Here is a 25,417-nt window from a genome sequence, read left to right as displayed (position 1 = left end):
CCCCATCAGAAGTAGTAGGGAAACTTGACACTGAAGGAGAAGTCCGGCGCATCGGGTGTCAGTCCAATCGACAGGTTGGGCACTATGGTCAGGTCGTCATTGGCGGCGAAAGTCATGCCGATATTGAAGTAGGCCGCATTGGCGTCGCTGCCGGTGACGGTCTGCCAGCCTTCACCCTCGACCTTGATCTTGCTGCTCTGGCTGATCAGCTCCGAGAACGACATCGACATGCTGGCGCGTTCATTGAGGGCGAATGCGACGCCCATCCCGAACTGGAACCAGTTACCCAGTTGAACCTTGCCGGGCACTTTCACGCCGCGCTCCGCGCTGATGTCGCTGAAGCTTTCCTCCCTGTTGTAGGTGTAGGACAGGTTGCCGAAGACGACGGCGGGGTCGAGTGTCTTGACCAGGGCAATGCCCGGCGTGATGGACCAGACGCCGTTGCCAGTGGGCAGGTCTTCGGGAACGTTGAGGTTGTTGTTCCCCGGTACCGGATCAAGCTTGATGCCATAAGGTTCGACGCCAGTCGGCGCCTTGACCCGCAGGCTGACGACCGCATCCGGCTGACCGGGACCTTCGTCGAGGAACTTGTAGGAAAGGCCGGCGCTGACGTCCCCGAGACGCGGGTTGCTCGTTACCGTTGCCTCGCTGATTTCGGAGGTGGAACCACCCGCGCCAGCGGACTGATAGGTGGTCTCGCGGTAAATCCAGGGCACGTTCAGGTCGAGCTGCCAGCGCTCGGCCCAGTTGTAGCGTCCGGTGAGATCGAAGGTGAAGGTGTCGGCGTTTATCTGGTCGACGCCCAGGTTGCCCAGGAATATGGCATCCAGCGCCAGGAAGCCATTGAGGAATAATTGGCGGGAGTCGTAGTGGCTGTAGGTGATGCCCGGCTCGATGCTGAGGGTTCCGTTACCGAAGAAGCCGCTGGCTTCCTGGTAGAGGTTTTCCACACTGGCCGGTGGTTGCGCGTCTTCCTTCAGCTGGGTGCCATAACCGCTTCCGTCAGTGCCTGCCGCTTGGGCCAACTGGGGCGACTTGCTGCCGGACTGGCCCCGTTCCTCGATCTGTCGTACGCGTTGCTCCATCACCATGAGTGCATTTTGTTGGACCTGATAGCGTTCCTTGAGGGTGCGTAGCTCATCCAGTAAGGCCTGTACCTGAGGGTCGGGGGTGGCACCCAGTGCTGGCATGGCAAGCGCAGCGATCAGTGGCAGCAGGGCGGAAGTTGGGCAACGACTCATATGCCTGGTCCTCGGGTTTACGGGTCAACGAGTGGGGCACAGGCCCCGGAGCTGGTCGAAGGATTGGCGCAGGTTGCCTACCCGTGGCACATCTCGCAGGTGAACCTCCAGGCTGGCGAGGTTGCGCACGTGGTTCAGGTCGCCACCGATGGCGCTTTGTTGGGCAACGCCTCCCGCCCCGATGCGCTGGCTGCTGGTGCCTTGACCATTGCTGGCCTGAATGGCGATACCCAGGCCTCCATCGCCGGAGGAGATGCGCACCATCCCGGCTGCATTGCTCACGGTCTGTTCCGCTCCCCAGGATTGTGTGGCGGGCGCCGATTGCGCCTCCCCGCCCTGGGAAATACGGATATCGAGGCCGTTCTCGCCATTGTTGCCATCGCCAGCGGCGCGGACGCTCTGGACGACACCGCGTACGCTGTCGAGCCCACTGCCGCCGATCACCTGCCCACTGCCGGGTGTGATGGATGAGCCGTTGCCGGCACGTTGGATGGGCGTCGAATAGAGCGCCGGTTGCACCTGGCCACTCGACAGGGACATGCCCACCTGGGCACCTATGACCTGCCCGGCAGCGTTCTCCCAAGTGGAGGTCATGACGACGCCAAAGCTGATGATCCGGTCCGGAAGGACGTAGCGTCCCCGGAGTTGTGATAGCTCGGCATCGCTCAGTTCCTCGGGTTTGAACAGGTCACTGGCACCGGCCTGGATGCTTAACGCCAGGAGGGTCGCCATCCACCATGTCTTCGTGTTCATTACTGCCTTCCTGCTTGCGCTGGATCGCTGGAGTCAGAAGAAGTCGCTCTGGATGAAGCCGAACTCCATCAGTTCGGCATCCTTGACCGGGCTGAACGAGTTGATCCGGTGCTTGGCCGTCAGCGGCTCGGGTGGGTAGAGCAGGGCATTGTTGCGGTCGTATCCGGGGCCAATGAGCGCGAATACGATGCCGTTCCAGCCCTTGGCGAACTCGTCCAGTGACATTTTCTTGTGGCCGAGTACTGGGTCGCCGAGATAGACGTGACCCTTGAAGGTGCGTTGCAGCACAACGAAATGCTTGTAGCCGCGAACGTCGATCAGCACGATGCTGGGCACTTTCAGGCTTTCCAGCTTCGGCGCTTCGATGCGATAGCCTCGGGCGCGAAGGCCGAGGGTTTCCGCGTAGTGCTTCATGTCCAGCATCGAGAAGCCCTGGGTGCGAACCACGTCCTGGTTGGCGGTGGCGAGCATGCCCTTGATGACTTCCTCTTCCTGGAGATTCCAGCCATAGGCCTTGTTCAGGATGGTGGCCATCGCGGCCGCGCCACACGAGAAGTCGGTTTTCTGCTCGACCAGGTTCTTGAACCGGCGCTCACGGATGCTGACCACGTGTTTGAAGGCCAGGTTGCCGCCCGGAAGCGCGACGACGGCCATATCCGCGGCATTCGCGTGGCTGAGCGCGGACAACAGCATCGTCAAGCCAAGCAGGCAGAGCACAGTTCTCATGGCAGCGACCTCGTCAGGTTGACGGGGCTCGGCTACGCCGGCCCCGCCCTGTTCCAACCGCTGCTTACTGCGCGGTGCAGGCGTTGCACCCGGCGGCGATCGCCAGGGTGTTGCTCTGCTGGTTGCCGCCTCCCGCGGCCACGTTGACGCCCACGTTGCCGGACGCATTGTTCAGCGAGCCACTGATGGACGCGGTATTGACGACCGGAGTCTGCGGCTTGCTGATCGGGCCGGGGTTCCATCCCATCCCGCTGGACACGCTGTTGAGCCCGGCGTCCACTTCGTAGACATCACCGACGTTGTTGGCCGTGGTGTTGCCGTTGGACTCCTGCAGGACGGTGACCGATGCAGTGGCAGTCGTGGCCTGTTCGGACGAGGCAATCGCCATGTCGTTCTTCTGCTGGTTGAAGTTGCCGGACGCGACGTTCATGCCGACGTTGCCCTGGGCGCCGTTGCCCGAGCCGGTGATGCTGGCCGAGTTGGGGTTGCCATAGTTGGTCAGATCATTGTCGTGAGCCTTCTGGGTCACGTTGATGTTTGCGTTGGCTTCCCCTTGCGCGTGGCCGAAGACGAAGGAGGCATCAGCGGTCGCGATGGCGGCAGCGTTGGCCTGCTGGTTGTTGTCCCCCGCGACGACGTTGGCGCCCACGTTGCCTGTGGCCCCGTTAAGGGAGCCATCGATGTTCGCGGAGTTCTTGGTTTCGTTGTTCTCGACCTGGTTGCTGTAGTTGAGCTGGGTGTCAGCAACGCTCGCGTTGGAGCCGCTGGCCTGGGCACCCGGACCGGGCGGGCCGCCAGCTGCATAGGCACCGGTCGCCAGCACCGTTGCCATCGCGAAAGCCAGGGGATTCAGGATCATTGAAACTTTCATGGTCGTGCTCCTTACGGATAGCTGTGAAGTGTTGGTACATCAGGGTCGGTCCACGACCCGTATGCTCAAGCTGTTGGCGGTTCGGTTGCCAACGCCGGCACTCTGGTTCAACTGCACCACGCCGCGGCTCCCTGCGAAGGCCTGGTCACTGGTTTCGACGACGCGCTCACCACTGGCCGGAGACGCAATGGCCAGTGCTGCGGTTGGCGCCGTGCTCTGCGAAAGCACGGTGTCGTCCAGGCTCTCCGGGGCGGCACCGACCGTCACCCGGAGAGCGTTGATGTTCTGGTTGGCGAAGCCGGCACTCTGGTTGAGGCCGCTGATTCCTGAAGACTCGGCGAACGCGCTCCCGGCGATGCGGGCATGGGCGTCCACGCCGGTCGCTGCGGCTGGCTGGGCACTGCGGAGTTGTTCGACGCGGATTGAGGAACCGGAGGATTGCCCGACGCCGACAATGCGAACGTTTGCCTGCTGATGCTGGGCGCCGGCCGCCTGATTGACGCTGGCGTTGCCGCTGACCCCGCTGAAGCTGTCTTGCAGGTGGGCGTCCGTCTGCACCAGGGGCTGGGGCGGGGCGGCAAACACGGACCCGCTGCAGAAAAGCGCCAGCAGCATGCACCTGCGCATATCAGCGACCTCCCAGGCTCTGCAGGGGACGCAGGCCTTGCTGGACGCTGCGGTTGACCTGGGAGCCCACGGAGCCCTGACCTCCCGCGCGATGGGTCGCGCCCATGCCGGGCAGGTGCTGCTGCGGCAACCGGTCGACCGAGGACGGGTTGCTGCTGTGTGCGCCACTACTCAGGAGGCCGGACATGGCGGTGCCTGTGGTGATGGCAGCGAAGTCGCTGTCGCTCAGCTCGTCTGTGGCTTCGTAGGTGATGGCGCCGGGACTGCTGGTGCGTGGGTTCGGGTCGACCATAAGCGGCGCGCGGGTTGCAACGCGTGGCTGAACGTCTCGGCTGATGGTGATCTCACCTTCCCCCCCGTAGGCCAGCGTGACCAGGGAAAGCAGTGCCATCGCGCAGGTACACGAAAGCAGTGTGTGGCCTGGAGATGATCGTTCGTTCATGGCGCTTCCCCCTTGCGTTCCGCCGTTTCGTGCGGTGTTACCCATGCAATGAGAGGTTCGTGCCACATCCAGAAAAGCACGTTAGAACAAGGGCTTGGCACAAAGGGAGGAGGCAGTGCAGCGGAAGATTGTCTCGACGCTGAGACACGCGCAGCGGAGGAGCGGGTAAGGTTTTTCTGTGGCGCAGGCCCTGTCTCGCGGGTTACGGGGCTACAGAGGTGCTTGTCTCCAATTCAAGACAAGGCGAATGGGGCGCACGTGGCTAACTCACATACGTGCTTGTCGGTCGGGTGAGGTGAATCAGTTCTGGAACAGCTTGGGGCGGATCGGCACGTAGAGCGCACTTCCACCCCTCCTGGGCCTGACTGCTTCAGGCGAGCATCGGAAGGGTCAACCTGGTTCGGCTTGCTCCGCTGACTGGGCGGTGGCGTCCTCAGCACGCCACCGGGCCGATTCAAGGCGGTTGCGACCGCGTTGCTTGGCCTGGTAGAGCAACCGGTCCACGGCCTGGATGAAGGGAAGGGGCTGGTCGTCGTGACGGGGAACCACCGTGCCGACGCCAAGGCTGATGGTGAGCAGGGAAGCAACGCCGGATTTCTCGTGGGGGATGCACTGTTCGCGGATCAGCTTGCGGCAGCGCTCGGCCACCTGGCGGGCGGCGGGCTCGTCGGTAGCCGGGAGGATCAGCACGAATTCCTCGCCGCCGAAACGGGCGACGAAGTCGCGGGGGCGAATGGCAGCATTCATCAGGGCGCGGCCGACGCTCCTCAGGCAGTCGTCGCCCTGGATATGGCCGTAGTGATCGTTGTACTGCTTGAAGTAGTCGATATCGAGCAGGATCAGCGACAGCGGCTCACCCGTGCGTTGGGCGTTGGCCCATTCCATGTCGAGCATCGAGTCGAACATACGGCGGTTGGCGACACCGGTGAGGCCATCCTTGTAGGAATACTCTTCGAGCTGCTTCTGCAGGTCGATCAGTTGCTGCTCGGCCTTCTTCCGTTCGCTGATGTCGAACATGAAGCCGATCAGGGCTTCCACGTCGCCCTTGCTGTTGCGCATCACGTGCACTACGTCGCGAATCCACACGTAGTCGCCGCTGGCGGTGAGGGCGCGATAGTCCGCCTCGTGGTCGGTACCGGCCTGGGACTGGGAAACGCAGAAGGCGACGACCGCGTCGCGGTCGTCCGGGTGCATGCGCTCGGCCCAGTCATTGACCGTCACCCAGCTGGACTGGCTCCAGCCCAGCAGTTCTTCGATCTGTGGGCCGATGTAGGCGAAGGTCATGGTCTGCCAGTCGATCTTCCAGGGGATCGCCCGGGTGGACTCCAGCAGGGCCTTGTAGACCTCCTGGGTGGATTCGATGTCGTCGCTCATGGCTGCCCCCGTGCTGGCCGATTCGGTTGGCGCCTTCCCTTGCGCAAGGCCTTCTTATACCGAATCAGCCGGGATTCAGGCAGTGGCCTCGGCGGCCAGGAGATCGATCTCGTTGGTTTGAGCGCAGGCGCCGCAGAATGCCCCAGCCTGGGCGTGCCGGGGCGGTGCGTGTTCAGGCGCCCGGTTGCGCGGCGGGGGCGGCATTGGGCAGGGCGACGCCCTTGGGCCAAAGCAGCCAGATCTGGCCCTGCTGCTTCATGTTGCCGGCCAGTTCGCCCGCTTCGGCGCCGGTACCCCAGAACAGGTCCGCGCGGACTTCGCCGGCGATGGCGCCGCCGGTGTCCTGGGCGGCCACCGGGCGGATCACCGGGCTGCCGTCGGGGCGGGTGGTGGAGAGCCAGAGCAGGCTGCCCAGGGGGATCACCTTGCGGTCGATGGCGACGCTGTAACCGGCGGTGAGCGGCACGTTGAGGGAACCGCGCGGGCCTTCGTTGCTGTCCGGGTTGAGGCCGAAGAAAACGAAGCTGGGGTTGCTCGCCAGCAGTTCCGGCACCCGTTGCGGGTTCGCCTTCGCCCAGTCGCGGATTGCGCCCATGCTGACGTCTTCTTTCTTCAGTTGCCCTTGCTCCACCAGCCAGCGCCCCACCGGGCGATAAGGGTGGCCGTTCTGGTCGGCATAGCCGATACGCAGTTGGCGACCGCTTTCCAGCTGGATGCGGCCGGAGCCCTGGATCTGCAGGAATTGCAGGTCCATCGGGTCGGTCAGCCAGGCCAGCACCGGGGCCTTGACGCCCTGGGTGCGGATGGTGGCGGCGTCGTCATAGGGCTTGAGGACGCGACCTTCCAGGCGGCCGCGCAGGCGCTTGCCCTTGAGCTCGGGGTAGAGGCTGTCCAGGGCGACCACGATCATGTCTTCGGGAATCCCGTAGACCGGAATCGGCGTTTGCTCGGTCTGTTCCAGGCTGCCGGCATACACCGGCTCGTAGTAGCCGGTGATCAGGCCTTCGGGGCTGTTGCGGGCGTTGCGCAGGCTGTAGACGTCCAGTTGGGACTGCAGATAGGCGCGTACGGCCGCAGGGTCTTCCGGCACCTGGGTGGCGCTGGCGCACGTAGCGGACCAGACCGGGTCCTTGGCCAGTCGCGCGCAGGCCGAGCGCCAGGCGTTGAAGCCGGCAATCACATCGGCATCGCTGCTGGCAGGGAGGTCTTCCCAACGGGCCTTGGAATAGGTGTCGACCTTTGGCGGTTCGGGCTTGGCGGGCTCCTTGTCGCAACCGGCGAGCAGGGAGAGCAGGGCGGCGACGCAGAGCGCCAGCCGACCCCGGCGGAAGAGGGGGGTCATCACGTCGTGGTGTTCCTGGTGAGTGATTCGAGCGCGGTAGCTTGGTGAATGGCCGGGTCAACGTCAAATTCGACGCACGGTTGTATTGATTCAAGCCACTGAAATCATAAGGAAATATTCATCTAATAGGGTGCTCGCAGCTTTTACAGAGGCCTTTGGTGTGACCCGTATCGTTAGAAACTTCCGCAAGACCCTCGACGCCGTGGCCCTGAACAACGAGGCCGCCGCCGTGGCCGTGATGCGCGCAGCCGACCGAATCGGCGACGCCGCGCTGAAAGAGCAGCTGTTCAATGTGATCCAGCGAATGAATCAGGACGCGGCCGAGCTGCGCGTGGTGCGTGACAATGTCTCCTGAGCTGCTGCAAGGGAATGCTACTGCTTTGACTGATTGAAATTGCTGCTTGACCTGAAGGCACCCGGGCTTCTAGATTGCCCGCCATGACTCAATTCCCTTGGTTGTCAGGCCCCGCGATTATTACCGCCATTCCAGCAGTGGCGGGTTAGCCGACGACCAAACAAAAACCCGCCCTCGAGGCGGGTTTTTTCCTTCTGTCTCCTGGGCGCTGAAATCGAAACCAGGAGCCCAGCATGACCACCTTCACCACCCAACCCGGCACCCCGCTCACCGAGCGCCCACTGGATGAGCGCGAAGGCCTGCTCAAACACTACGTGCGCAAGATCCTCGCCGCGCCCGTGTACGACGTGGCCATCGAAACGCCCCTGCAGCCGGCACGCCAGCTCAGTGAGCGCCTGGGCAACCAGGTGCTGCTCAAGCGCGAAGACCTGCAGCCGGTGTACTCGTTCAAGATTCGTGGCGCCTACAACCGCGTGGTGCAGCTGAGCGCCGAAGAGCGTGCGCGCGGGGTGATCGCCGCTTCGGCTGGCAACCATGCGCAGGGGCTGGCGCTGGCAGCGCGTGAGCTGGGCGTGCAAGCGACCATCGTGATGCCGCGCACCACGCCCGAACTGAAGGTGCAGGGCGTGCGTTCGCGTGGCGGCAAGGTGGTGCTGCATGGTGATGCCTTCCCCGATGCCCTGGCTCATGCACTGAAACTGGCGGAGGAGCGCGGCTTGACCTTCGTTCCGCCCTATGACGACCCGGACGTGATCGCTGGCCAGGGCACTGTGGCGATGGAAATCCTGCGCCAGCACGCCGGCCGCCTGGATGCGATCTTCGTGCCGGTAGGCGGCGGCAGCCTGATCGCGGGCATCGCCGCCTACGTGAAATACCTGCGCCCCGAGGTGAAGGTGATCGGTGTCGAACCGGAGGATTCCAACTGCCTGCAAGCTGCCATGGCCGCCGGTGAGCGGGTGGTGCTCAGTCAGGTGGGGCTGTTCGCCGATGGCGTGGCGGTGGCGCAGATCGGCGCACATAACTTCGAGGTCTGCCGGCATTTCGTCGATGAGGTACTGACGGTGAGCGCCGACGAGATCTGTGCGGCGATCAAGGACATCTACGACGACACCCGCTCTGTCACCGAGCCAGCCGGTGCACTGGCGGTGGCGGGGATCAAGAAGTACGTGGAGCGCGATGGCGTGAGCGACCACACCCTGGTGGCCATCGACTCGGGCGCCAATATCAACTTCGACCGTCTGCGCCATGTGGCCGAGCGTGCCGAGCTGGGGGAAAAGCGCGAGGCCATCATCGCCGTGACCCTGCCGGAGCGCCCTGGTGCGTTCAAGGCGTTCTGCGAGGCCCTGGGCCGTCGGCAGATCACCGAGTTCAACTACCGCTACAACTCGGGGGACGAGGCGCACATCTTCGTCGGTGTGCAAACCCATCCGCTGACCGATCCGCGCCAGGCTTTGGTGGAGAACCTGCAGGAGCAGGGTTTTCCGGTGCTGGACCTGACCGATAACGAGCTGGCCAAGCTGCACGTCCGTCATATGGTGGGAGGCCGCGCTGCGTACATCGGCGAAGAGCGGCTGTTCAGTTTCGAGTTTCCCGAGCGTCCCGGTGCTTTGTTCAACTTCCTCGACAAGCTGGGCGGGCGCTGGAACATCACCCTGTTCCACTACCGTAACCACGGCGCTGCCAATGGACGCGTGCTGGCCGGGCTGGAAGTGCCGGAGGATGACTCCCACCTGATCCACGAAGCACTGGACGAAATCGGCTACCCCTACCGCGACGAGAGCGATAACCCGGCCTGCAAGCTGTTCCTGGGATAGCGTCTGTCTTTGCGGGGGGCGATTTCAATCGCCAAGCGAACCGCAGGCTCGCCCTTCAAATTTTCAGGGGGAGCTGCGCTCCCCGCGCGAATGAATTCGCCCTCACAGTTCTTGTGTCCAGGCATTCAGATCGACCTCGTCAGGCAATTCCGACAAAAGCGATGTTAACGCTAACAATCTGGTGTTAGAGTGCGCCACATTCGTTGACCGATCCTTTGGAGGACTGCCCATGTTGACCTGCGGAGAGCTGCTGGTTGAGCTGCTGGAAGGCTTTGGTGTGGATACCGTGTTCGGTATCCCTGGTGTGCACACGGTGGAGCTGTATCGCGGCCTGCCCAATACCGCTATCCGTCATGTGACGCCCCGCCACGAACAGGGCGCCGGCTTCATGGCTGACGGCTATGCCCGTGTCTCCGGCAAGCCGGGTGTGTGCTTCATCATCACCGGCCCGGGCATGACCAACATCACCACCGCCATGGGCCAGGCGTATGCGGACTCCATTCCCATGCTGGTGATCTCCAGCGTCAACAACACCGAACAACTGGGCATGGGCGGTGGCCGCCTGCATGAGCTGCCGTCGCAGCGCAACCTGGTGTCCGGTGTCGCCGCCTTCAGCCACACCCTGATGCGCCCGGACGAACTGCCGGACGTACTGACCCGCGCCTTCGCCGTGTTCAATGGCGCCCGTCCGCGCCCGGTGCACATCGAAATCCCGATCGACGTGATCACCGCCCCGGCCGACCACGTACGCCGCAAGCTGGGCGCACTGCCGAGCCGCCCCGGCCCTTGCCTGGACGCCATCGCCCGCGCGGCCGAAATGCTCAAGGGTGCCAAGCGCCCGTTGGTCCTGCTGGGTGGCGGCTGCGCTGATGCGGGCGCTGAAGCCCAGCGTCTGGTCGAAGCGCTGGATGCACCTACCGCGTACACCATCAATGCCAAGGGCGTGCTGCCCAAGGGCCACCCGCTGGCGCTGGGCTGCAACCAGGCCTGGGTGCCGGTGCGCCAGATGGTGCTGGAATCGGACGTGGTGCTGGCCATCGGTACCGAGTTGGGCGAAACCGACTACGACGTGGTGTTCGACGGCAACTTCCGTATCGAGAGCCAGTTGATTCGCATCGACATCGACGCCGAGCAATTGAATCGCAACTACCCGGCCGACATCGCCATCCTCAGTGATTCCCGCAAGGCCATTGCTGCCCTGGCCGACGCCCTCGGCGCGGGTGCTGCCTTCAATGCCGACAGCGCGGGCTCGAAGCGCGCCGCCGCTGTACGCGAGCAACTGGACGCCCAGTGGCCGGAAAGCTGGAATGGTCAGCGCAAGGTGCTGGAGACTCTGCAGCAGACCCTGCCGGACCTGATTGTGGCGGGCGATTCGACCCAGCCGGTGTATTCCGGCAACCACCTGTTCGAGGCCACCCGCCCGCGTAGCTGGTTCAACTCCGCGACTGGCTACGGCACCTTGGGCTACGGCCTGCCGGCGGCCGTTGGCGCCAAGCTGGCCGCCCCCGAGCGCCCGGTGATCGCGCTGATCGGCGACGGAGGTATCCAGTTCACCCTGCCGGAACTGGCCTCGGCTGTGGAAGCCGGTGCACCGATCATCGTGCTGCTGTGGAACAACAGCGGCTACGGCGAGATCAAGCGCTACATGAAGAACCGCGATATCCCCACCATCGGCGTCGACATCTACACCCCGGACTTCCAGGGCCTGGCCCGTGCCTTTGGCTGCAATGCCGAAAAGGCGGAAAGCCTGGACCACCTGGCCGAGTTGCTGAAGACCGCCGCCAAAGCCGACCGCCCGACGGTGATCGAAGTGTGGGAGCACGCGGAGTTCCTGCGGTAACGGAGTGGCTTCCGTTTTTCTGTGGGGGCGAATTCATTCGCCAAGGGCAGCGTAGCTGCCCCCATCGAGGCAGCAGGGCGAACCTGCGGTCCGCTTGGCGATTGAAATCGCCCCTACAAGTGCGTGCTCCACTGGGCGCCAATGGGGATAATGCGCCTCCCCTGAAATGGCGCCAGAGGCCAGGATGTCGACCAAGAGCAAACCCACGCTGCAGGACGTAGCCCGGCTCGCCGGGGTTTCCGGCATGACGGTGTCGCGGGCCCTCTCCAAGCCCGACGTGGTCTCTGAGCAGACCCGGCTGAAGGTCGAGCAGGCGGTGCGCGAGCTGGGCTACGTGCCCAACCTCGCCGCCAGCCAGCTGGTGACACGCCGCAGCGGCATCGTCGGGGCGCTGATCACCACCATCACCAACCCCATCCTCGCCACCACCATCGAGATCCTCCAGCAGGGCCTGGCCCGCGCCGGCTATCACCTGTTGATCGGTGAAACCCGATTCTCCCAGGAAGAAGAAGGCAAGCTGCTGCGGGCGTTCCTCGGCCGGCAATTGGATGGCCTGATCCTCGCCTATGGCTATCACGCGCCGGAAACCCTGGAGCTGCTCCAGTCCACCGATGTTCCGGTGATCGAACTTTGGGACCTGCCCGAGGGCGAAATGCCACGCCAGCCGGTGGGGCAAGTGGTGGGCTTCTCCAACTGGGCCGCCGGCGCTGCGGCGGGGCGCCACCTGGTGGAATGCGGTTACCACAGACCGGCCTTTTTCGGGTACGACGATGAGCGCGAAAACCTGCGCTTCGCCGGTTTCCGCCAGGCCGTTCTCGACGGTTTGGGCATCGAACCGCAGCGTTTCAATACTTCGCCTGTGCCGCACATCGATGACGGCGTGGAGGTGATCCAGCGCATCGCTCGCGGCGAGATCAACTGCGACAGCGCTTTTTTTACCAACGACATGCCAGCCATTGGTGCGCTCTTCACCTGCCAACGCCTGGGCGTCCGGGTTCCGGACGAACTGGCCATTTGTGGCTTCGGTGACCTGCCCATTGCGCGGGTGGCGATGCCCTCGCTGACGACCGTGCGAATCCCCGCCGAGCGTGTGGCCAACGCCACCGTGGAGTTGCTCTGCCAGCGCATTCGCGGCGAGCAATCCTGGGACGCACTGGTGGACGTGGGCAGCGAACTGGTGGCGCGGGAGTCGACGGCGCTAAGGCGTTAACAACACGTGCACCGCGCGCGGCCCATGGGCGCCGTAGAGCAACTGGCCGCCGATGTCCGCCGTGCTGGACGGACCGGTCACCAGATGCACTGCCTGGGTGTCGCGCCCCGTCAACAACGGCCAGAGTTGCTCCAGGCGAGCCAGCAGCCGGCTGCGTGACAGCACCACCAGGTGATGCTCCGGCAGGAAGTTGAGCCGGGGCGGGTTGTCCGCATCGGCGAGCATCACCAGGCTGCCCGTTGCGGCGATGCCGGCGAAGGCCTTGCCCACGGCGACAGTGTGATGGGGCAGGGCGCTGCCGACGTCCGCCGGCAGGTCGCGCCAATCCAGGCTGGCCAGGGATGGGGCGAGGGCGACCGGTCCTTCCAGCCGCCGCCGCGCCAGATAGCCGGCGAGGGCGTCGGGCAGCGCCTGCATGCCTGGCAGGCATTCCAAGGTCACGCCGGTGGCGGCGAGCCGTTCGCGCAGGCGTTGCTCCAGGTCGCCGGCAGCGGCGAGGGCAATTGCGCTGGAGAATGGCCTGGGCGCCGGCGCATCACCCGGCTGACGCCCGACTGCCAGGCGAACCTTGTCGAGGATCGCTGCGCGTGAGTTGCTCATGGTGCATCCCTCTTCTGTTGTTTTCCCCAGAGTTGCTGGAAGGTCGCGCCCTGTGGCGCCGGCATGTCGCGTTCGACTGTCCAGGCACCGGCAAGGGGCAGGCGACGCAAGCGTCCTCGGCTGCCGGCAACCCGGCGCAGGATTTGCGCGAGCATCGCGCTGGCGAACCGGTAAAGGGCAGGGTGGCGCGCCAGGGCGCCCCACAGGCGCAGGCCCCAGCGACTGCCGGTTGGCGTCAGGTGCCGTTGCCACTGCTGATGGCGCAGCTCGCGGAGCATGTCGGGCAGAGGAATCTGCATCGGGCAGACTTCTTTGCAGCGGCCATTCAGGGTGCAGGCGTTGGGCAGGTCGCGGGTGTCCTCGAGACCGGCCAGGTTCGGCGTCCAGACCGATCCCATGGGGCCGGGATAGATCCAGCCATAGGCATGTCCGCCGACCCAGTTGTACACCGGGCAGTTGTCCATGCACGCGGCGCAGCGGATGCAGCGCAGCATGGGGCGGAATGCGCCGGCGAGCATCTCGCTGCGGCCATTGTCCAGCAACACCACATGGCATTCCTCGGGACCGTCATCGGCTGGGCCGCCGTAGATCGAGGTGTAGCTGGTCAGCGGCTGGCCGGTGGCGCTGAGGGCCAGTAGTTGTAGATGGGTGCCCGCGTCGGCCAGCGTCGGCAACACCTTCTCGATGCTCGCCAGGACAATGCGCACCCGTGGCAGCAAGCTGGTGAGGTCGCCGTTGCCCTCATTGGTCACCAGCACGTGCGTGCCGTCTTCGGCAACGAGGAAGTTGGCGCCGGTGATGCCTACGTCCGCATCGATGAACCGCTGGCGCAGCAGCCGACGGGCTTCCGCCAGCAGGTCTGCCGGGTCGAGCAGGTACTCGTCGCGGCCCAGCTCCTGGTGATGCTCATGGAACAGCGCCTGTACCTGCCGGAGCGTCTTGTGGATCGCCGGGCCGTTGATGTGGCTGGGCGGTTCGTCGGCCAACTGAAGGATGTACTCGCCCAGGTCGGTTTCGAAGCGCTGGATGCCGGCGCGGGCCAGGGCGGCGTTGATGCCCATTTCTTCGCCGATCATGGTCTTGCCTTTGATGACCTGGCGCGCTCCGGCCTGGCGGCAGATGGCGAGGACTTGCGCCTGGGCTTCCTCCGGGGTGGCGGCCCAATGGACCTGGACGCCGCGTCGGGCGGCAGCGGCTTCGTAGCGCTCCAGGTAATGGTCGAGGTGCGCCAGGGTGTGATCCTTGATGGCGCGTGCCTCATCGCGCAGGGCCTGGAAGCTGCCGGTGGCACCTACCTGGCGGCGAACGTGGGCGGCGAAATGGCGGTTGTCGGCCATCGCCTCTTGCAGTTCGGGATCGAATAGCGCGACACGGGCCGCAGACTTGAAGCGCGCGGAACGCAATTCCATCAGTCGCTTCTCCCTTCGCCGATGGCGAGGTCGTCGGCCATGCCCGCCAGCACTTCGGCGGCGTGGAATACCCGTACCGAACTGCCCAGCCGGGTCAGGCGGCCGCTGATGTTGAGCAGGCAACCGAGGTCGCCGCCGAGCACGATGTCGGCGCCGCTGGCATGGATGTTCGCGACCTTCTGGCTGGCCATGCGCGCGGAAATGTCGGGGTACTTCACACAAAAGGTGCCGCCGAAGCCGCAGCAGGTTTCCGCTTCGTCCATTTCCACCTGTTCCAGCGCGTCGACCCCGGCCAACAGGCGCCGTGGTTGGTGTTTGATGCCCAGCTCACGCAGGCCGGAGCAGCTGTCGTGATAAGTGGCAATGCCAGGCAGGCGGGCGGTGGGACGGAAGTTCATGACGTCGTCTAGGAAGCTCAACAGCTCATGGCTGCGGCCGGCCAGGTCGAGCGCACGTCCATGCCAGGCTGCGTCGTCCTCGAGCAGCTGCGGGTAGTGCAGCTTGAGAAGACTGACGCAGGAGCCGGAGGGGCCCACCACGTAGTCATAGCCGTCGAACGCCTCGATCAGCTTCCGCGCGAGATCACGTGCGAGTCCTGTGGCGCCGCTGTTGAATGCCGGCTGCCCGCAACAGGTCTGGTTCGCGGGCACTTCCACCTGGCAGCCGGCCTGTTCCAGCAGGCGGACGGCAGCGAAGCCGACACTGGGGCGGTAGAGGTCCACCAGGCAGGTGTGAAAGAGCGCCACGCGAGGTTTCGGGTTGGACATCGGGCACCGGCTGAGTCGAAGTTGGGTGTGGCGGACTCTATGTTAGCGATAACATCCATGTCAACGCGATACCGGACAGGGGTGACCTGCGGTCCGGGGCTGGTGGAGAATGCAGCGTTTTCCTTTCCCGAGTCGCGATGCCTTGAGCTCCTCCGTCTTCGACCTTGCCCAGTGGCTACGACTGGAAGCCAGCCTGATCGATACCATCGGCCAGCCGGAATTTCCCGCGCGCCTGCTGCAGGCACTCTTCGCTGCCGTGCCCATCGACACGGCCTTCATCGTCGCCCATGCCCCGGGCCAGCCCCCGCTCATGCTGGAGGAAGGGCGAGTGCTGCCCGCGCGGCGCGAGGAGGTTCATCGCTATCTGGCCGGCCCTTACCTGCTGGACCCGGTGCATCTGGCGTGTGTCGAGGGGCGTCGTCAGGGGTTGGTGCGGCTGGCGGATATCGCCCCCGACCAGTTCCAGGAGTCCGAGTACTACCGCAACTTCTACGCCTCCCACGGGCTGGCGGATGAAGTGAACATTCTCATCGGCCTGGGGCGCGCAGGTGGCATTGCCCTGTCGATGGGGCGAATCGCTTCGCACGGCGCCTTCGCGCCCGAGGAGCTTGCCGTGTTGGCCTCTATCGAGCCTCTGGTGGCCGCTGCTGCCCGCAGGCACTGGGCTGCGGAAGCGGTCAGCGGCGATGGCGCGGGGCAGGCCCTGCACGCGCAGTTGGAACGCGCCTTCAACCGTTTCGGTGGTGACTGCCTGACTGATCGGGAGGCTGAAGTCGCGCGGCTGATCCTGCGGGGGCACTCGTCGAAATCGGTGGCGCATGAACTGGCCATCAGCGCGGATACGGTGCGGGTCCATCGCAAGAATATCCATGCCAAGCTCGGCATCAGCTCCCAGGGCGAACTGTTCTCGCTGTTGCTGGCTGCCATCGCCACGCCGGGCGCGGCATGACCGGGCACTTACCCTAATCTGGGTATGGTTCCGCCCGATGGCCGAACCTAGGCTGTCCCCCATCGTCACCACCGGCCGCGCGCCGGTGGCCAACCGGGAGACAGCTGCATGGCCAACACACACATCCATTCATTGCGCATCAGCGGCGAGCGCCTCTGGGGGCGCCTCATGGACATGGCGCGGATAGGTGCCACCGAGCAGGGCGGTTGCAACCGCCAGGCCCTGACCGACCTGGACAAGGCCGGTCGCGACCTTTTCGTGGGCTGGTGCCGCGAAGCAGGTTGCGAGATCAGCGTGGACCAGATGGGCAACGTCTTCGCCCGCCGCGCCGGCCTTGAAGACGGCCTGCCGCCGGTGCTCACCGGCTCGCATCTGGATACCCAGCCTACCGGTGGCCGCTTCGATGGCGTTTATGGCGTGCTGGCGGGGCTGGAGGTGATCCAGACCCTGAACGACGCCGGCATTCGCACGCGTGCCCCGCTGGAGGTGGCGGTGTGGACCAACGAAGAAGGCGCGCGCTTTTCGCCGGCCATGATCGGCTCGGGTGTCTGGGCGGGTGCCTTCGACCTTGCCTATGGCCACGGCCGCACTGACAAGCAGGGCGCGAGTATCGCCAGCGAGCTGGCTCGCATCGGCTACCTGGGCGAGCACCCCGCGCGGGCTCGCCCACTGGCGGCCTCCTTCGAAGTGCATATCGAGCAGGGGCCGATCCTCGAAACCGAGGGTCTACAGGTGGGCGTGGTCACCGGGGTGCAAGGTATCCGTTGGTACGACCTGACCCTGGAGGGGCAGCCGGTGCATGCCGGCCCCACGCCGATGACGGTGCGTCGCGATCCATTCATGGGACTTGGCGCCATCCTGCCGCGCCTTTACCAACTGGCCGAGGAACATGGGCCCTGGGCTCGCGTGACCTTTGGCGACATCCGCGCCGAGCCCGGCTCGCGCAATACGGTGCCGGAGCGCCTGGTGCTGGCGGTGGACCTGCGCCACCCCGACCAGGCCGTACTGGAGCAACTGGACGCCGACTTTCGCCGCATCGTAGCCGAGGAGGCCAGTCGCCATCGTTTGCAGGCCGACATTCGCGAGGAATGGCATTCCCCGGCAGTGACGTTCAATGGTGACTGCGTGGCGGCCGTGCAAGGCGCGGTGGATGCGCTCGGCTATTCGCATCTGCGGATGTGCAGCGGCGCCGGCCATGATTCGGTGTACCTGTCGCGAGTGGCCCCCACCAGCATGATCTTCGTCCCCTGCGAAGGGGGCATCAGCCACAACGAGGCGGAAAACGCCGCACCTGCCGACCTGGAAGCCGGCGCCAACGTCCTGCTGCACGCCATGCTGCGCATGGCTCAATCCTGACCTGGAGAACCTGATGAGCGCATTCACCCTGAAACACCGCCGCGACGGTGGCGACACCCCTCGCCTGGAAAACTGGGGGGCTGATTCCGAGTACGGCGTCCTGCGTGACGTCCTGCTCGGCCCGGTGGATCACTACCACTGGCTGGAAACCAGCTCCATCTCGCGCAAGAGCCTGCGCCTTGGCTATCGCTTCGACGCATCCGTGGCGCGTGCCCAGCACGCGGAGATGGTGGACGCGTATCGAGAGGCGGGCGTGACGGTGCACATGCTGCCGACGGACCCGAGCCTGAAGTATCAGGTGTTCGCCCGAGACTCCAGCGTGATGACGCCCTTCGGTCCCATCGTCACCCAGATGGCCCAGTGGTGGCGTCGTGGCGAGTACGCGCCGGTGATCCAGTTCTACAAGGACAACGGCATCCCGATCTACGACATGGTTACCGCCGGGTCTTTCGAAGGCGGCGACTTCATGATGCTGCAGCCGGGCGTGATTCTCTGTGGCTATACCGGCGAGCGCTCCCAGGAGCCGGCGGTGCAGCAGATGAAGGGCTGGCTGGAGGCTGAAGGCTGGGAAGTGAAGCTCTACGGCATGGACCCCTTCTTCGTACACATGGACGCCCTCTGCGTGATGCTGGCCGAGCGTCTGGCCGCCGTGTGCGTGGATGCCGTGGAGCCGGAGCTGGTTGACTGGCTGAAGGCCAAGGGCATCGAGATCGTCGATATTCCCTTCAAGGATGCGATGGAGCTGGGCTGCAATGTGGTGGCGCTGGGCGAGGGCAGGGTGCTGTTGCCGTCCACCAGCAAGACGCTGAAGGAGAAGTGCCTGGCCCTGGGCCTCAAGGTCTATGACCCGGACATCAGCATGATCGCCAAAGGCGGTGGCGGCGTGCATTGCATGTGCCAGCCGCTGCGCCGCGATTCGGTCTAGAGACCGTCTCCTGCGACGCCTTGTGGGGGGCGATTGAAATCGAACCCCACAAGGCCAGCATTCAGCCGTCGGTGTTCGCTGGCTCTTCACTCCACTGCAACAGCCATTCAGCGAAGCGCTCAATCTTGGCATCGCGGCTTTGCTTCGGCACCACGACGTAGTACTTCCCGGATACCAGGGGCTCCTGGCAGGCAATGACCAGGCGACCGTCTTCCACTTCCTTCGCCACAAAGAAACGCGGCAGCACGGTAACGCCCAGCCCGTGGAGGGCGGCGTCGAGGACGAACTGGAAGTGTTCCAGGCGTTGGCCGGGCAGGGCCTCGATCTCCTTGGAGGAAAGGCCGGCACTGTGCAGCCAGAGCTGGGTCGAGGACTTGGTCAGGCTGGTGAGGGAGCTGTGGTGGAGCAAGGGATAGCGCAGGATGTCGCGCCGCTCGACGATCGGACCGAAGCGCTCCAGCAGGTCCGGCGTGCAGACAGCCACCATTTCGCCGGCCATCAGGAAGCGCGCATCGAACTCCGGCCAGTCGCCGTCGCCGTAGAGAATCCCGACGTCATAACCTTCGTGCCGGTCATAGAGACGGCGCAGGTCGTTCATGATTTCCAGTTCGACTTCGGGATGCTCGCGGGCGTACTCCTTGAGCTTGGGCAGCAACCAACGGGTGGTGAAGGAGGGTTCGGCGCCGACCCGCAGCCGCCCTGAGTGGCTGCTGCGTACGCGCATGGTGGCGGCTTCCAGCTGGTCAAGCAGCAGGCTGACTTCTTGCACGTACTCACGGCCCTGGTCGGTCAGCAGCAGGCGCTGCCTGACCTTCTCGACCAGCGTGCACCCAAGCATGTCCTCCAGGTTCTTGATCTGTCGGCTGACGGCACTTTGCGTCAGGTTCAGCTCCTCCGCTGCGCGGGTGACGCTCATGTGTCGGGCGAAAGCGGCGAAGCAGCTGAGGGAGATCATGCTTGGGAGCTGGCGGCGCATCGGAGTTCATTACATTTTGGAATGATTGTCAGCAAGATATATCGATATTCGCACCTGGGCAAGCGCTCTAATCTCCGCCCCGAGGGACCATTGAAGGGTAGGCGCATCCCCCCGGTGCGTAGGCTCACGGACGCGCCGAGCTGCCCAGCGATGTCGATTCTTGACCGGCTGGAATGCTCCATGAAAACAAGCAGCAATGAACAGATGCTCCGTACCGACCTCGCTGCCGCTTACCGGCTGCTGGAGGTCAATGGTTGGAGCGACCAGGTCTTCACCCATATCTCGGTCAGGCTGCCGACGGATGAGCCCGCTTTCCTGATCAACCAGTACGGCCTGCGCCCGGATGAGGTCACCGCCTCCAACCTGGTGGCCATCGACGTCAACGGCCGCAAGCTCGACGACCGCGCCCCGGAAGTCAATCCCGCCGGTTTCACCATCCACAGCGCCATTCACATGCACCGCCACGATGCCGTCTGCGTGATGCATACGCACACCTTGGCCGGTATGGCCGTGGCTGCCCTGGAAGAAGGGCTGTTGCCGCTGAACCAGACCAACATGGCCTTCTACGAGCGGGTTGCCTACTACGACTACGAAGGTATTCCGCTGGACCTGGAAGTGCGCCAGCGCATCGTCGCCGCCTTGGGCGACAAGAAGGCCGCCATCCTGCGCAACCATGGACTGCTGACCGTCGGCCGCAGCGTGGCCGAGGCCTACTTCCTGATGTTCTACCTGAACAAGGCCTGCGAGATTCAGCTGGAGGCCATGAAGACCGGCCGCCCGCTGCGCATTCCGTCCCATGAGGATTGTGATTTCACGGCCCGCCAGTTCGACAACGAACGCTACCACCTGGAAAGCGTCGACCTGGTCTGGCAGGCCGAGTTGCGTCGACTGGACCGCCTGGACGCAACTTTCAGGGCCTGATGCCCGTTCCGAACGCTTGAATCTGCCGTGCGAGCCGGGGCCACCAGCGACCGGTGCAACATCCACTACAAATACAAGAAGGTGTGACCATGCAAGAACAACCCGATGCCGGATCGGTACTTCCCCAGTCCGGAGGCCCCTTGAGCCAGTACAGCACCGCACAGCTGCTGCGTTTCCTGATCCCTTCGCTGATCGGCGTGATGCTGTTCCTGGTGCCGTTCGAGATCAACGGCAAGAGCAACATCCTCATTGCCTACGTGATCGACTACATCAACGACGTGGTCAAACCGATGATGGTGCCGGTCACCGTCGGCGTCGCCACCATCCCCAGCCTGCTCACCCTGCTGGTCACCTTCAGCGCACTGAAGAAGAACCCCAACCGCTTCATCCAGCTGTTCAACCCGGGGCTGGGCTGGACCGCCGTGCGCGTCATCGGCGCCGTGCTGATGGTGATGACCTATTGGAAGATCGGGCCGGAATGGATCTGGCACCGCAACACCGGCGGCGTGATGCTCTATGACGTCGGCCCGGTCGTGTTGGCCATCTATTTCCTCTCGGCCATCCTGCTGCCGTTGCTCACCGACTATGGCCTGATGGAGTTCGTCGGCAGCCTGGTCAGCCGAGGCTTCGAGAAGCTGTTCGGCCTGCCCGGCCGCGCCGCGGTGGACTGCATGGCTTCCTGGCTGGCGGCCTCCAGCGTGGGCATCATCCTCACCACCCAGCAGTATCGCCAGGGCTACTACAGCAGCCGCGAGGCCTGTGTGATCGCCACCAACTTCTCCATTGTGTCGATTGCCTATTCCTACCTGCTGCTGAAACTGATCGGCATGGAGCACGTCTTCGTGCCCTGGTACATCGCAGTGGCCATCACCGGCCTGCTCTGTGCCCTGATCGTGCCCAAGTTGCCGCCGCTGCGTGGCAAGCCGAATGCCTACCACCCCGTCGTGGGCAAGCAGCTGAAGACCGATCGTCGCGAAGGCGAAGGCCTGTTCGCCCTGGGCCTGCGCCGCGCCATCGAACGTGCCGACACCGCGCCGTCGATCTTCGCCCAGGTGCGCCATGGCGTTCACGTGAGCATGGACATCGCCATCTCCGTCTACCCGGCGATGATGGTGATCGGCTGCCTGGGCCTCGCCCTGGTGGAGTTCACTCCGCTGTTCAAGTACATGGCGATTCCGCTGGTGCCCTACATGGAGCTGCTGCAGTTGCCAGAAGCCGAGAAGGCCGCCCCTGCGCTGCTGGCCGGCATGGTCGACAGCATCATGCCGTCGATCCTGGGTGCCAGCATCCAGAGCGAGGTCACCCGCTTCGTGATGGTGGGCGTGGCGGTCAACCAGATCATCTTCTTCACCGAAGCGGCCATTCTGCTGATTCGTGCCGACATCGGCCTGAAGCTGCGTGACCTGCTGATGATCTACGTGCTGCGGGTTCTGGTTTCGCTGCCGATCCTGGCGCTGCTGGGCCACCTGATCGTTGGCTGACCGGCGGCCGGGGTGCCGCCAGGTACCCCGGCCCCAAGCCCATAACAAGATTCCCGATTCGGACTTCACTGCCATGGAAAAACACACCGACTTCCGCTCGTCGAACCTGCCGGGGCCTTCCGGCGCCGCCGACCTCGTGCTGCTCAACGGCCGCATCTACACCGTGGACGCGTCCAACTCCTGGGCCGAAGCGGTGGCCATTCGCGGCGGGCGGTTCGTCGCGGTCGGCTCCAGTGCCGAGATGGATGGCCTGATTGGCGCCCATACCCAGGTCCTGGACCTGAAGGGCCGCTTCGCCATGCCCGGCATCTACGACATGCATACCCATCCGGACCTGAAGCTGGCGCCTGGCTACGCGGGATATCTGGAAGTGGGTGTCGAGGACCCGACACCGGAGCAGGTCAAACAGGCCATTCTCGACTACGCCGCTGCCCATCCTGGCGATGGCTGGGTCTATGGCCAGTATTTTGTCCGCTACACCTTCAAGCAGGTCGGCCTGGTGCCGGATCGCGAATGGCTGGACAGCGTCCTGCCGGATCGTCCGGTGGCCATCCTCGACCGTTCCTGGGGCTGCATGATGGTCAACTCCAAGGCATTGGAGCTGGCCGGTATCGACGCCAATACCCTGGACCCGCGTCATGGCTACATCGAGCGCGACAGCGTGACGGGTGAGCCCACCGGCATCCTGGTGGACGGCGCTTACGCGCTGATTCATGCCGCCATGCCGCCGACTCCACAGCACGCGCTCAAGCGTGCGTACCGCGAAGGCGTCTGGTTCCAGAGCGGTCATGGCGTGGTTGGCACCAAGTACGTGCACGTCTGCGAACACCGCCTCAATGCGCTGAAGTCCATCGACCAGGTCGGCGAGCTTTCAGTCCGCGTGGAAGCCGCCATCAGTTGGCAGGACGATATCTTCCCGGTGAAGCGCCGTTGGGAGCTGTTGGCCGGCGAGCGGCACTTCTATAGGAGTGCGCGGCTCAATGCCAATGCGGTGAAGTTCCACTTCGACGGCACTCACGAGTCGCGCTCGTCCTACCTGTCCAGCGCCTGGCCGGGCGAAAGCAGCTGGCGCGGTCACCTCAACCTGACGCCGGAGCACATCACCGACATGGTGGTGGACATGGATCGCAAGGGCATCCGCGTGATCGCCCATTGCACCGGCGACGGCGCCTCCGACCTGTTCCTCGATGCCGTGGCCGAGGCACGTCGGCGTAACGGTGACAGTGGCGTGCGCCACCAGTGCGCCCACAGCACCACGCTGCTGGACGCCAACCTGCCGCGCTTCGCCGAATTGCAGGTAACGGCGGAGTTCTCGCCGGTGGGCTGGTTCCCGTCGTCCTTCGCCAACGCCCGTGCCGTGTTTGGCGAAGACCGTATGCAGCGCGCCTACAACTTCAAGGGTGTGCTGGAGCACGGCGGGGTGGCCGTGATGGGTACCGACTGGCCCGTTTCCAGCATCAATCCCTGGATCGGTTTCGAGGCCATGGTCACTCGCGAGAATCCCTATGGCGAGGAAGAGGGACAGTTCTATGGCAGCCCCATCAGCCTGGAGCAGGCCATCCGCGTGATGACACTCAATGGTGCCTGGTGCATGGGGATCGAAAACAAGGCCGGTTCCATCGAGGTGAGCAAGTCCGCCGACCTCATCGTGCTCGATCGCAACCTGTTCGAGGTGGCGCCCAAGGGGAACATCCACAACACCCAGGTGCAGCTGACCCTGCTGGAAGGCGAAGTGACCTGGGACCGACATGGCGAGTTCGACGAAACCAGCTACGCCGCCACCTGGCGTGGCGAGTTGCCGAACTTCTGATGCGCAAGGCCGGGAGCATCCCGGCCGACGGCCAAGAGGCAGGACGATGAGTAAACGCAATCCCATCCCCGTGACCATAGTTTCCGGCTTTCTCGGCGCCGGAAAGACCACCTTGCTGAACCGCATCCTCACCAGTGATCACGGTCTGCGCATGGCAGTGATGGTCAACGACTTCGGCGCCATCAATATCGATAGCCAACTGATCGTCAGCCAGACCCAGACCATGGTCAGCCTGGCCAACGGTTGTATCTGCTGCACCGTGGAAAGCGATCTGATCGAGCAGCTCGGGCGCCTGCTGGACGACCGCGCCAATCGGCCGGAGTACATCGTCATCGAGGCGAGCGGGGTATCCAATCCGAGCAAGATCGCCAATACGCTGCGTTACCCGCAGTTCCGCGAAGCGCTGGCCATCGACAGCATCCTGACGGTGGTCGATGCCGAGCAGTTCGGGCAGCTGGACGGCGCCATGGCCCAACTGGCGATGGAGCAGCTGGATGTGGCGGACATCATCGTGGTGAACAAGGTGGATCGGGTCAGTCGCGAGCAGATTGACGCGCTCAAATCCCGCTGGCTTTACCCTAATGCCCGAGTGCTGGAAAGTCAGTACGGCGAGGTACCGCTGGAACTGGTACTGGGTGTGGGGCGCTTCAAGGAAGGCTGGAGTTTCCGGCCCGCCGCAACCGCGACGGCTCCGGTGCTGGCGGCGACCACGGAGCAGGATCACGCGGCAATCTTCGATACCTGGAGCTTTTCCACTGAGCGGCCGTTGTCTCTCAAGGCGCTGCGCAAGACCCTGGCCGCATTGCCAAGCGAAATCTACCGCGCCAAGGGCGTTTGCCATATCGCGGAGGCGCCCGGTAAGCGCTGCATTCTGCATCTGGTTGGCAGCCGCAGTGAGATCAAACCGGAAGACAGCTGGGAGGGCGGGGCGCCGCATACTCAACTGATCGTCATCGGAGCGCGCGGGGCGGTGGATGCGGTTGAACTGCGGTCGGCGTTCGAGGCGTGTATTGCGTGTTGAGGGCGGACTTGTGGTGACGATTGCCATCGCCAAGCAAACCTCGGCTCTGCCACTCGAACGTCCTGCGTTAGCTGTTGCGAGACATTGACCATCGGTGCAAGAGCCTACAGGCCATGCAGCTGCTTGCAACACGTAATCCAGACATTAGTTTTTGCCCTCCCGATAAAGAAAGAAGGCGCCACATGTGGCGCCTTCTGCCTTTCGAGGATTTGCATACATCGTGATTGCCTGCCTCTGAACAGCTCCGGGATCAACTGATGCGGTTGGCACCAGTGCGGTCAGCGCCGCCTTCAGCGACATCGAAAGCCTTGGTGCGGTCGGAACCACCTTCGGCGACATCGAAGGCCTTGGTGCGGTCAGAACCGCCTTCGGCGACATCGAAGGTCTTGGTGCGGTCGGAACCACCTTCAGCGACATCGAAGGCCTTGGTGCGATCGGAGCCGCCTTCAGCTACCCGCAGGGATTGGGAGCGGTCGGAACCGTTTTCAGCGATGCGGTTAGCGCCGGTGCGGTCAGCACCACCTTCGGCTACGCGGTGGATGCTGGTGCGGTCGGAACCCCCTTCAGCGACAACGAAACCCTGGGGCAGGGCAAAAGCAGTGGCGGA

General features: G+C 64.2%; 24 protein-coding genes. 11 read left to right on the top strand and 13 right to left on the bottom strand.

Annotated features, from left to right (window positions below; translation table 11 throughout):
* Nucleotides 1–5: 5 nt before the first annotated feature.
* The 8 genes from FFS60_RS17540 to FFS60_RS17505 all read right to left on the bottom strand — a co-directional run bounded on the left by FFS60_RS17540 (nucleotide 6) and on the right by FFS60_RS17505 (nucleotide 7,376).
* Entirely contained in the window at nucleotides 6–1,241 is a 1,236-nt protein-coding gene (locus FFS60_RS17540) for a transporter (RefSeq protein WP_137822672.1), read from the bottom strand.
* 24 nt (nucleotides 1,242–1,265) lie between these two features.
* Entirely contained in the window at nucleotides 1,266–1,994 is a 729-nt protein-coding gene (locus FFS60_RS17535) for a hypothetical protein (protein WP_137822671.1), read from the bottom strand.
* Nucleotides 1,995–2,027: 33 nt separating this feature from the next.
* On the bottom strand, nucleotides 2,028–2,720 hold the full coding sequence (locus FFS60_RS17530; RefSeq protein ID WP_137822670.1) for a C39 family peptidase: 693 nt from the start codon (nucleotides 2,718–2,720) through the stop codon (nucleotides 2,028–2,030).
* A gap of 64 nt (nucleotides 2,721–2,784) precedes the next feature.
* Entirely contained in the window at nucleotides 2,785–3,591 is an 807-nt protein-coding gene (locus FFS60_RS17525; RefSeq protein ID WP_137822669.1) for a hypothetical protein, read from the bottom strand.
* 39 nt (nucleotides 3,592–3,630) lie between these two features.
* Complete coding sequence (locus FFS60_RS17520) at nucleotides 3,631–4,176, bottom strand: adhesin (RefSeq protein ID WP_256658101.1); 546 nt, start codon at nucleotides 4,174–4,176, stop codon at nucleotides 3,631–3,633.
* A 43-nt stretch (nucleotides 4,177–4,219) separates the two neighbouring features.
* Nucleotides 4,220–4,660, bottom strand: a complete 441-nt coding sequence (locus FFS60_RS17515) for a hypothetical protein (RefSeq protein WP_137822667.1) — start codon at nucleotides 4,658–4,660, stop codon at nucleotides 4,220–4,222.
* Between the two features lie 390 nt (nucleotides 4,661–5,050).
* Nucleotides 5,051–6,034 carry a sensor domain-containing diguanylate cyclase gene (locus tag FFS60_RS17510; RefSeq protein WP_137822666.1) on the bottom strand — a complete coding sequence of 328 codons (984 nt, stop codon included), beginning with the start codon at nucleotides 6,032–6,034 and terminating at the stop codon, nucleotides 5,051–5,053.
* 172 nt (nucleotides 6,035–6,206) lie between these two features.
* Nucleotides 6,207–7,376, bottom strand: coding sequence for a murein transglycosylase A (locus FFS60_RS17505; protein WP_137822701.1), 1,170 nt, complete (start codon nucleotides 7,374–7,376; stop codon nucleotides 6,207–6,209).
* 160 nt (nucleotides 7,377–7,536) lie between these two features.
* Here FFS60_RS17505 and FFS60_RS17500 point away from each other — a divergent pair, with 160 nt between their 5' ends.
* The 4 genes from FFS60_RS17500 (at nucleotide 7,537) to FFS60_RS17485 (ending at nucleotide 12,595) form a co-directional block, all read left to right on the top strand.
* Nucleotides 7,537–7,731, top strand: coding sequence for a hypothetical protein (locus FFS60_RS17500; protein WP_137822665.1), 195 nt, complete (start codon nucleotides 7,537–7,539; stop codon nucleotides 7,729–7,731).
* Between the two features lie 299 nt (nucleotides 7,732–8,030).
* Nucleotides 8,031–9,545 (top strand): threonine ammonia-lyase, biosynthetic, encoded by a 1,515-nt coding sequence (ilvA, locus tag FFS60_RS17495; RefSeq protein ID WP_137822700.1) that lies wholly within the window; start codon nucleotides 8,031–8,033, stop codon nucleotides 9,543–9,545.
* Nucleotides 9,546–9,774: 229 nt separating this feature from the next.
* Complete coding sequence (locus tag FFS60_RS17490; RefSeq protein ID WP_137822664.1) at nucleotides 9,775–11,385, top strand: 5-guanidino-2-oxopentanoate decarboxylase; 1,611 nt, start codon at nucleotides 9,775–9,777, stop codon at nucleotides 11,383–11,385.
* A 184-nt stretch (nucleotides 11,386–11,569) separates the two neighbouring features.
* Entirely contained in the window at nucleotides 11,570–12,595 is a 1,026-nt protein-coding gene (locus FFS60_RS17485; protein WP_028629378.1) for a LacI family DNA-binding transcriptional regulator, read from the top strand.
* Here FFS60_RS17485 and FFS60_RS17480 read toward each other — a convergent pair.
* The 3 genes from FFS60_RS17480 to FFS60_RS17470 are packed head-to-tail and all read right to left on the bottom strand — an operon-like array spanning nucleotide 12,584 to nucleotide 15,371.
* Nucleotides 12,584–13,195, bottom strand: a complete 612-nt coding sequence (locus tag FFS60_RS17480) for an LUD domain-containing protein (protein ID WP_137822663.1) — start codon at nucleotides 13,193–13,195, stop codon at nucleotides 12,584–12,586. The genes FFS60_RS17485 and FFS60_RS17480 overlap by 12 nt on opposite strands.
* Nucleotides 13,192–14,604 carry a lactate utilization protein B gene (locus FFS60_RS17475; RefSeq protein WP_137822662.1) on the bottom strand — a complete coding sequence of 471 codons (1,413 nt, stop codon included), beginning with the start codon at nucleotides 14,602–14,604 and terminating at the stop codon, nucleotides 13,192–13,194. The genes FFS60_RS17480 and FFS60_RS17475 overlap by 4 nt, the downstream gene beginning before the upstream one ends.
* The gene (locus FFS60_RS17470) at nucleotides 14,604–15,371 is read right to left on the bottom strand and encodes a (Fe-S)-binding protein (protein ID WP_137822661.1); all 768 of its coding nucleotides are present in this window, start codon (nucleotides 15,369–15,371) and stop codon (nucleotides 14,604–14,606) included. Before FFS60_RS17470 ends, FFS60_RS17475 begins: the two co-directional genes overlap by 1 nt.
* Nucleotides 15,372–15,480: 109 nt before the next feature.
* Here FFS60_RS17470 and FFS60_RS17465 point away from each other — a divergent pair, with 109 nt between their 5' ends.
* From FFS60_RS17465 to FFS60_RS17455, 3 genes are all read left to right on the top strand, one after another.
* Nucleotides 15,481–16,320 carry a helix-turn-helix transcriptional regulator gene (locus tag FFS60_RS17465; RefSeq protein WP_137822660.1) on the top strand — a complete coding sequence of 280 codons (840 nt, stop codon included), beginning with the start codon at nucleotides 15,481–15,483 and terminating at the stop codon, nucleotides 16,318–16,320.
* 108 nt (nucleotides 16,321–16,428) lie between these two features.
* Nucleotides 16,429–17,676: a Zn-dependent hydrolase gene (locus tag FFS60_RS17460; protein WP_137822659.1), complete on the top strand. Its 1,248-nt coding sequence runs from the start codon at nucleotides 16,429–16,431 to the stop codon at nucleotides 17,674–17,676.
* 13 nt (nucleotides 17,677–17,689) lie between these two features.
* A complete protein-coding gene (locus FFS60_RS17455; protein WP_028629384.1) occupies nucleotides 17,690–18,601 on the top strand; it encodes a dimethylarginine dimethylaminohydrolase family protein in 912 nt (303 codons plus the stop codon).
* Nucleotides 18,602–18,662: 61 nt separating this feature from the next.
* Here FFS60_RS17455 and FFS60_RS17450 read toward each other — a convergent pair whose 3' ends face one another.
* On the bottom strand, nucleotides 18,663–19,577 hold the full coding sequence (locus FFS60_RS17450) for a LysR substrate-binding domain-containing protein (RefSeq protein WP_245586514.1): 915 nt from the start codon (nucleotides 19,575–19,577) through the stop codon (nucleotides 18,663–18,665).
* Between the two features lie 180 nt (nucleotides 19,578–19,757).
* Between FFS60_RS17450 and FFS60_RS17445 the strand changes: the two genes are divergently transcribed.
* The 4 genes from FFS60_RS17445 (at nucleotide 19,758) to FFS60_RS17430 (ending at nucleotide 24,810) form a co-directional block, all read left to right on the top strand.
* Nucleotides 19,758–20,498 (top strand): class II aldolase/adducin family protein, encoded by a 741-nt coding sequence (locus FFS60_RS17445; protein WP_028629386.1) that lies wholly within the window; start codon nucleotides 19,758–19,760, stop codon nucleotides 20,496–20,498.
* Nucleotides 20,499–20,587: 89 nt separating this feature from the next.
* Nucleotides 20,588–21,979, top strand: a complete 1,392-nt coding sequence (locus FFS60_RS17440; protein WP_028629387.1) for a YjiH family protein — start codon at nucleotides 20,588–20,590, stop codon at nucleotides 21,977–21,979.
* Between the two features lie 73 nt (nucleotides 21,980–22,052).
* On the top strand, nucleotides 22,053–23,789 hold the full coding sequence (locus FFS60_RS17435) for an amidohydrolase (protein ID WP_137822658.1): 1,737 nt from the start codon (nucleotides 22,053–22,055) through the stop codon (nucleotides 23,787–23,789).
* 46 nt (nucleotides 23,790–23,835) lie between these two features.
* Nucleotides 23,836–24,810: a GTP-binding protein gene (locus FFS60_RS17430; RefSeq protein ID WP_137822657.1), complete on the top strand. Its 975-nt coding sequence runs from the start codon at nucleotides 23,836–23,838 to the stop codon at nucleotides 24,808–24,810.
* Between the two features lie 250 nt (nucleotides 24,811–25,060).
* On the opposite strand, the gene FFS60_RS17425 is transcribed toward FFS60_RS17430, so the two are convergent.
* A partial coding sequence (locus tag FFS60_RS17425; protein WP_137822656.1) for a hypothetical protein occupies nucleotides 25,061–25,417 on the bottom strand: 357 nt, incomplete at its 5' end.

The sequence above is a fragment of the Pseudomonas sp. D(2018) genome, from assembly GCF_005502555.1.
GTDB lineage: Bacteria > Pseudomonadota > Gammaproteobacteria > Pseudomonadales > Pseudomonadaceae > Metapseudomonas > Metapseudomonas resinovorans.
Note: the sequence above shows the minus strand (reverse complement) of the source record. Positions and strands in the feature narration are given on the sequence as shown.

Excerpts from the sequence above, each read along its gene's own strand:
- FFS60_RS17540 (WP_137822672.1), bottom strand. The coding sequence starts at position 1,241 with ATGAGTCGTTGCCCAACTTCCGCCCTGCTGCCACTGATCGCTGCGCTT.
- FFS60_RS17535 (WP_137822671.1), bottom strand. The coding sequence starts at position 1,994 with ATGAACACGAAGACATGGTGGATGGCGACCCTCCTGGCGTTAAGCATC.
- FFS60_RS17530 (WP_137822670.1), bottom strand. The coding sequence starts at position 2,720 with ATGAGAACTGTGCTCTGCCTGCTTGGCTTGACGATGCTGTTGTCCGCG.
- FFS60_RS17525 (WP_137822669.1), bottom strand. The coding sequence starts at position 3,591 with ATGAAAGTTTCAATGATCCTGAATCCCCTGGCTTTCGCGATGGCAACG.
- FFS60_RS17515 (WP_137822667.1), bottom strand. The coding sequence starts at position 4,660 with ATGAACGAACGATCATCTCCAGGCCACACACTGCTTTCGTGTACCTGC.
- FFS60_RS17510 (WP_137822666.1), bottom strand. The coding sequence starts at position 6,034 with ATGAGCGACGACATCGAATCCACCCAGGAGGTCTACAAGGCCCTGCTG.
- FFS60_RS17505 (WP_137822701.1), bottom strand. The coding sequence starts at position 7,376 with ATGACCCCCCTCTTCCGCCGGGGTCGGCTGGCGCTCTGCGTCGCCGCC.
- FFS60_RS17490 (WP_137822664.1), top strand. The coding sequence starts at position 9,775 with ATGTTGACCTGCGGAGAGCTGCTGGTTGAGCTGCTGGAAGGCTTTGGT.
- FFS60_RS17485 (WP_028629378.1), top strand. The coding sequence starts at position 11,570 with ATGTCGACCAAGAGCAAACCCACGCTGCAGGACGTAGCCCGGCTCGCC.
- FFS60_RS17480 (WP_137822663.1), bottom strand. The coding sequence starts at position 13,195 with ATGAGCAACTCACGCGCAGCGATCCTCGACAAGGTTCGCCTGGCAGTC.
- FFS60_RS17475 (WP_137822662.1), bottom strand. The coding sequence starts at position 14,604 with ATGGAATTGCGTTCCGCGCGCTTCAAGTCTGCGGCCCGTGTCGCGCTA.
- FFS60_RS17470 (WP_137822661.1), bottom strand. The coding sequence starts at position 15,371 with ATGTCCAACCCGAAACCTCGCGTGGCGCTCTTTCACACCTGCCTGGTG.
- FFS60_RS17465 (WP_137822660.1), top strand. The coding sequence starts at position 15,481 with ATGCAGCGTTTTCCTTTCCCGAGTCGCGATGCCTTGAGCTCCTCCGTC.
- FFS60_RS17460 (WP_137822659.1), top strand. The coding sequence starts at position 16,429 with ATGGCCAACACACACATCCATTCATTGCGCATCAGCGGCGAGCGCCTC.
- FFS60_RS17455 (WP_028629384.1), top strand. The coding sequence starts at position 17,690 with ATGAGCGCATTCACCCTGAAACACCGCCGCGACGGTGGCGACACCCCT.
- FFS60_RS17450 (WP_245586514.1), bottom strand. The coding sequence starts at position 19,577 with ATGCGCCGCCAGCTCCCAAGCATGATCTCCCTCAGCTGCTTCGCCGCT.
- FFS60_RS17445 (WP_028629386.1), top strand. The coding sequence starts at position 19,758 with ATGAAAACAAGCAGCAATGAACAGATGCTCCGTACCGACCTCGCTGCC.
- FFS60_RS17440 (WP_028629387.1), top strand. The coding sequence starts at position 20,588 with ATGCAAGAACAACCCGATGCCGGATCGGTACTTCCCCAGTCCGGAGGC.
- FFS60_RS17435 (WP_137822658.1), top strand. The coding sequence starts at position 22,053 with ATGGAAAAACACACCGACTTCCGCTCGTCGAACCTGCCGGGGCCTTCC.
- FFS60_RS17430 (WP_137822657.1), top strand. The coding sequence starts at position 23,836 with ATGAGTAAACGCAATCCCATCCCCGTGACCATAGTTTCCGGCTTTCTC.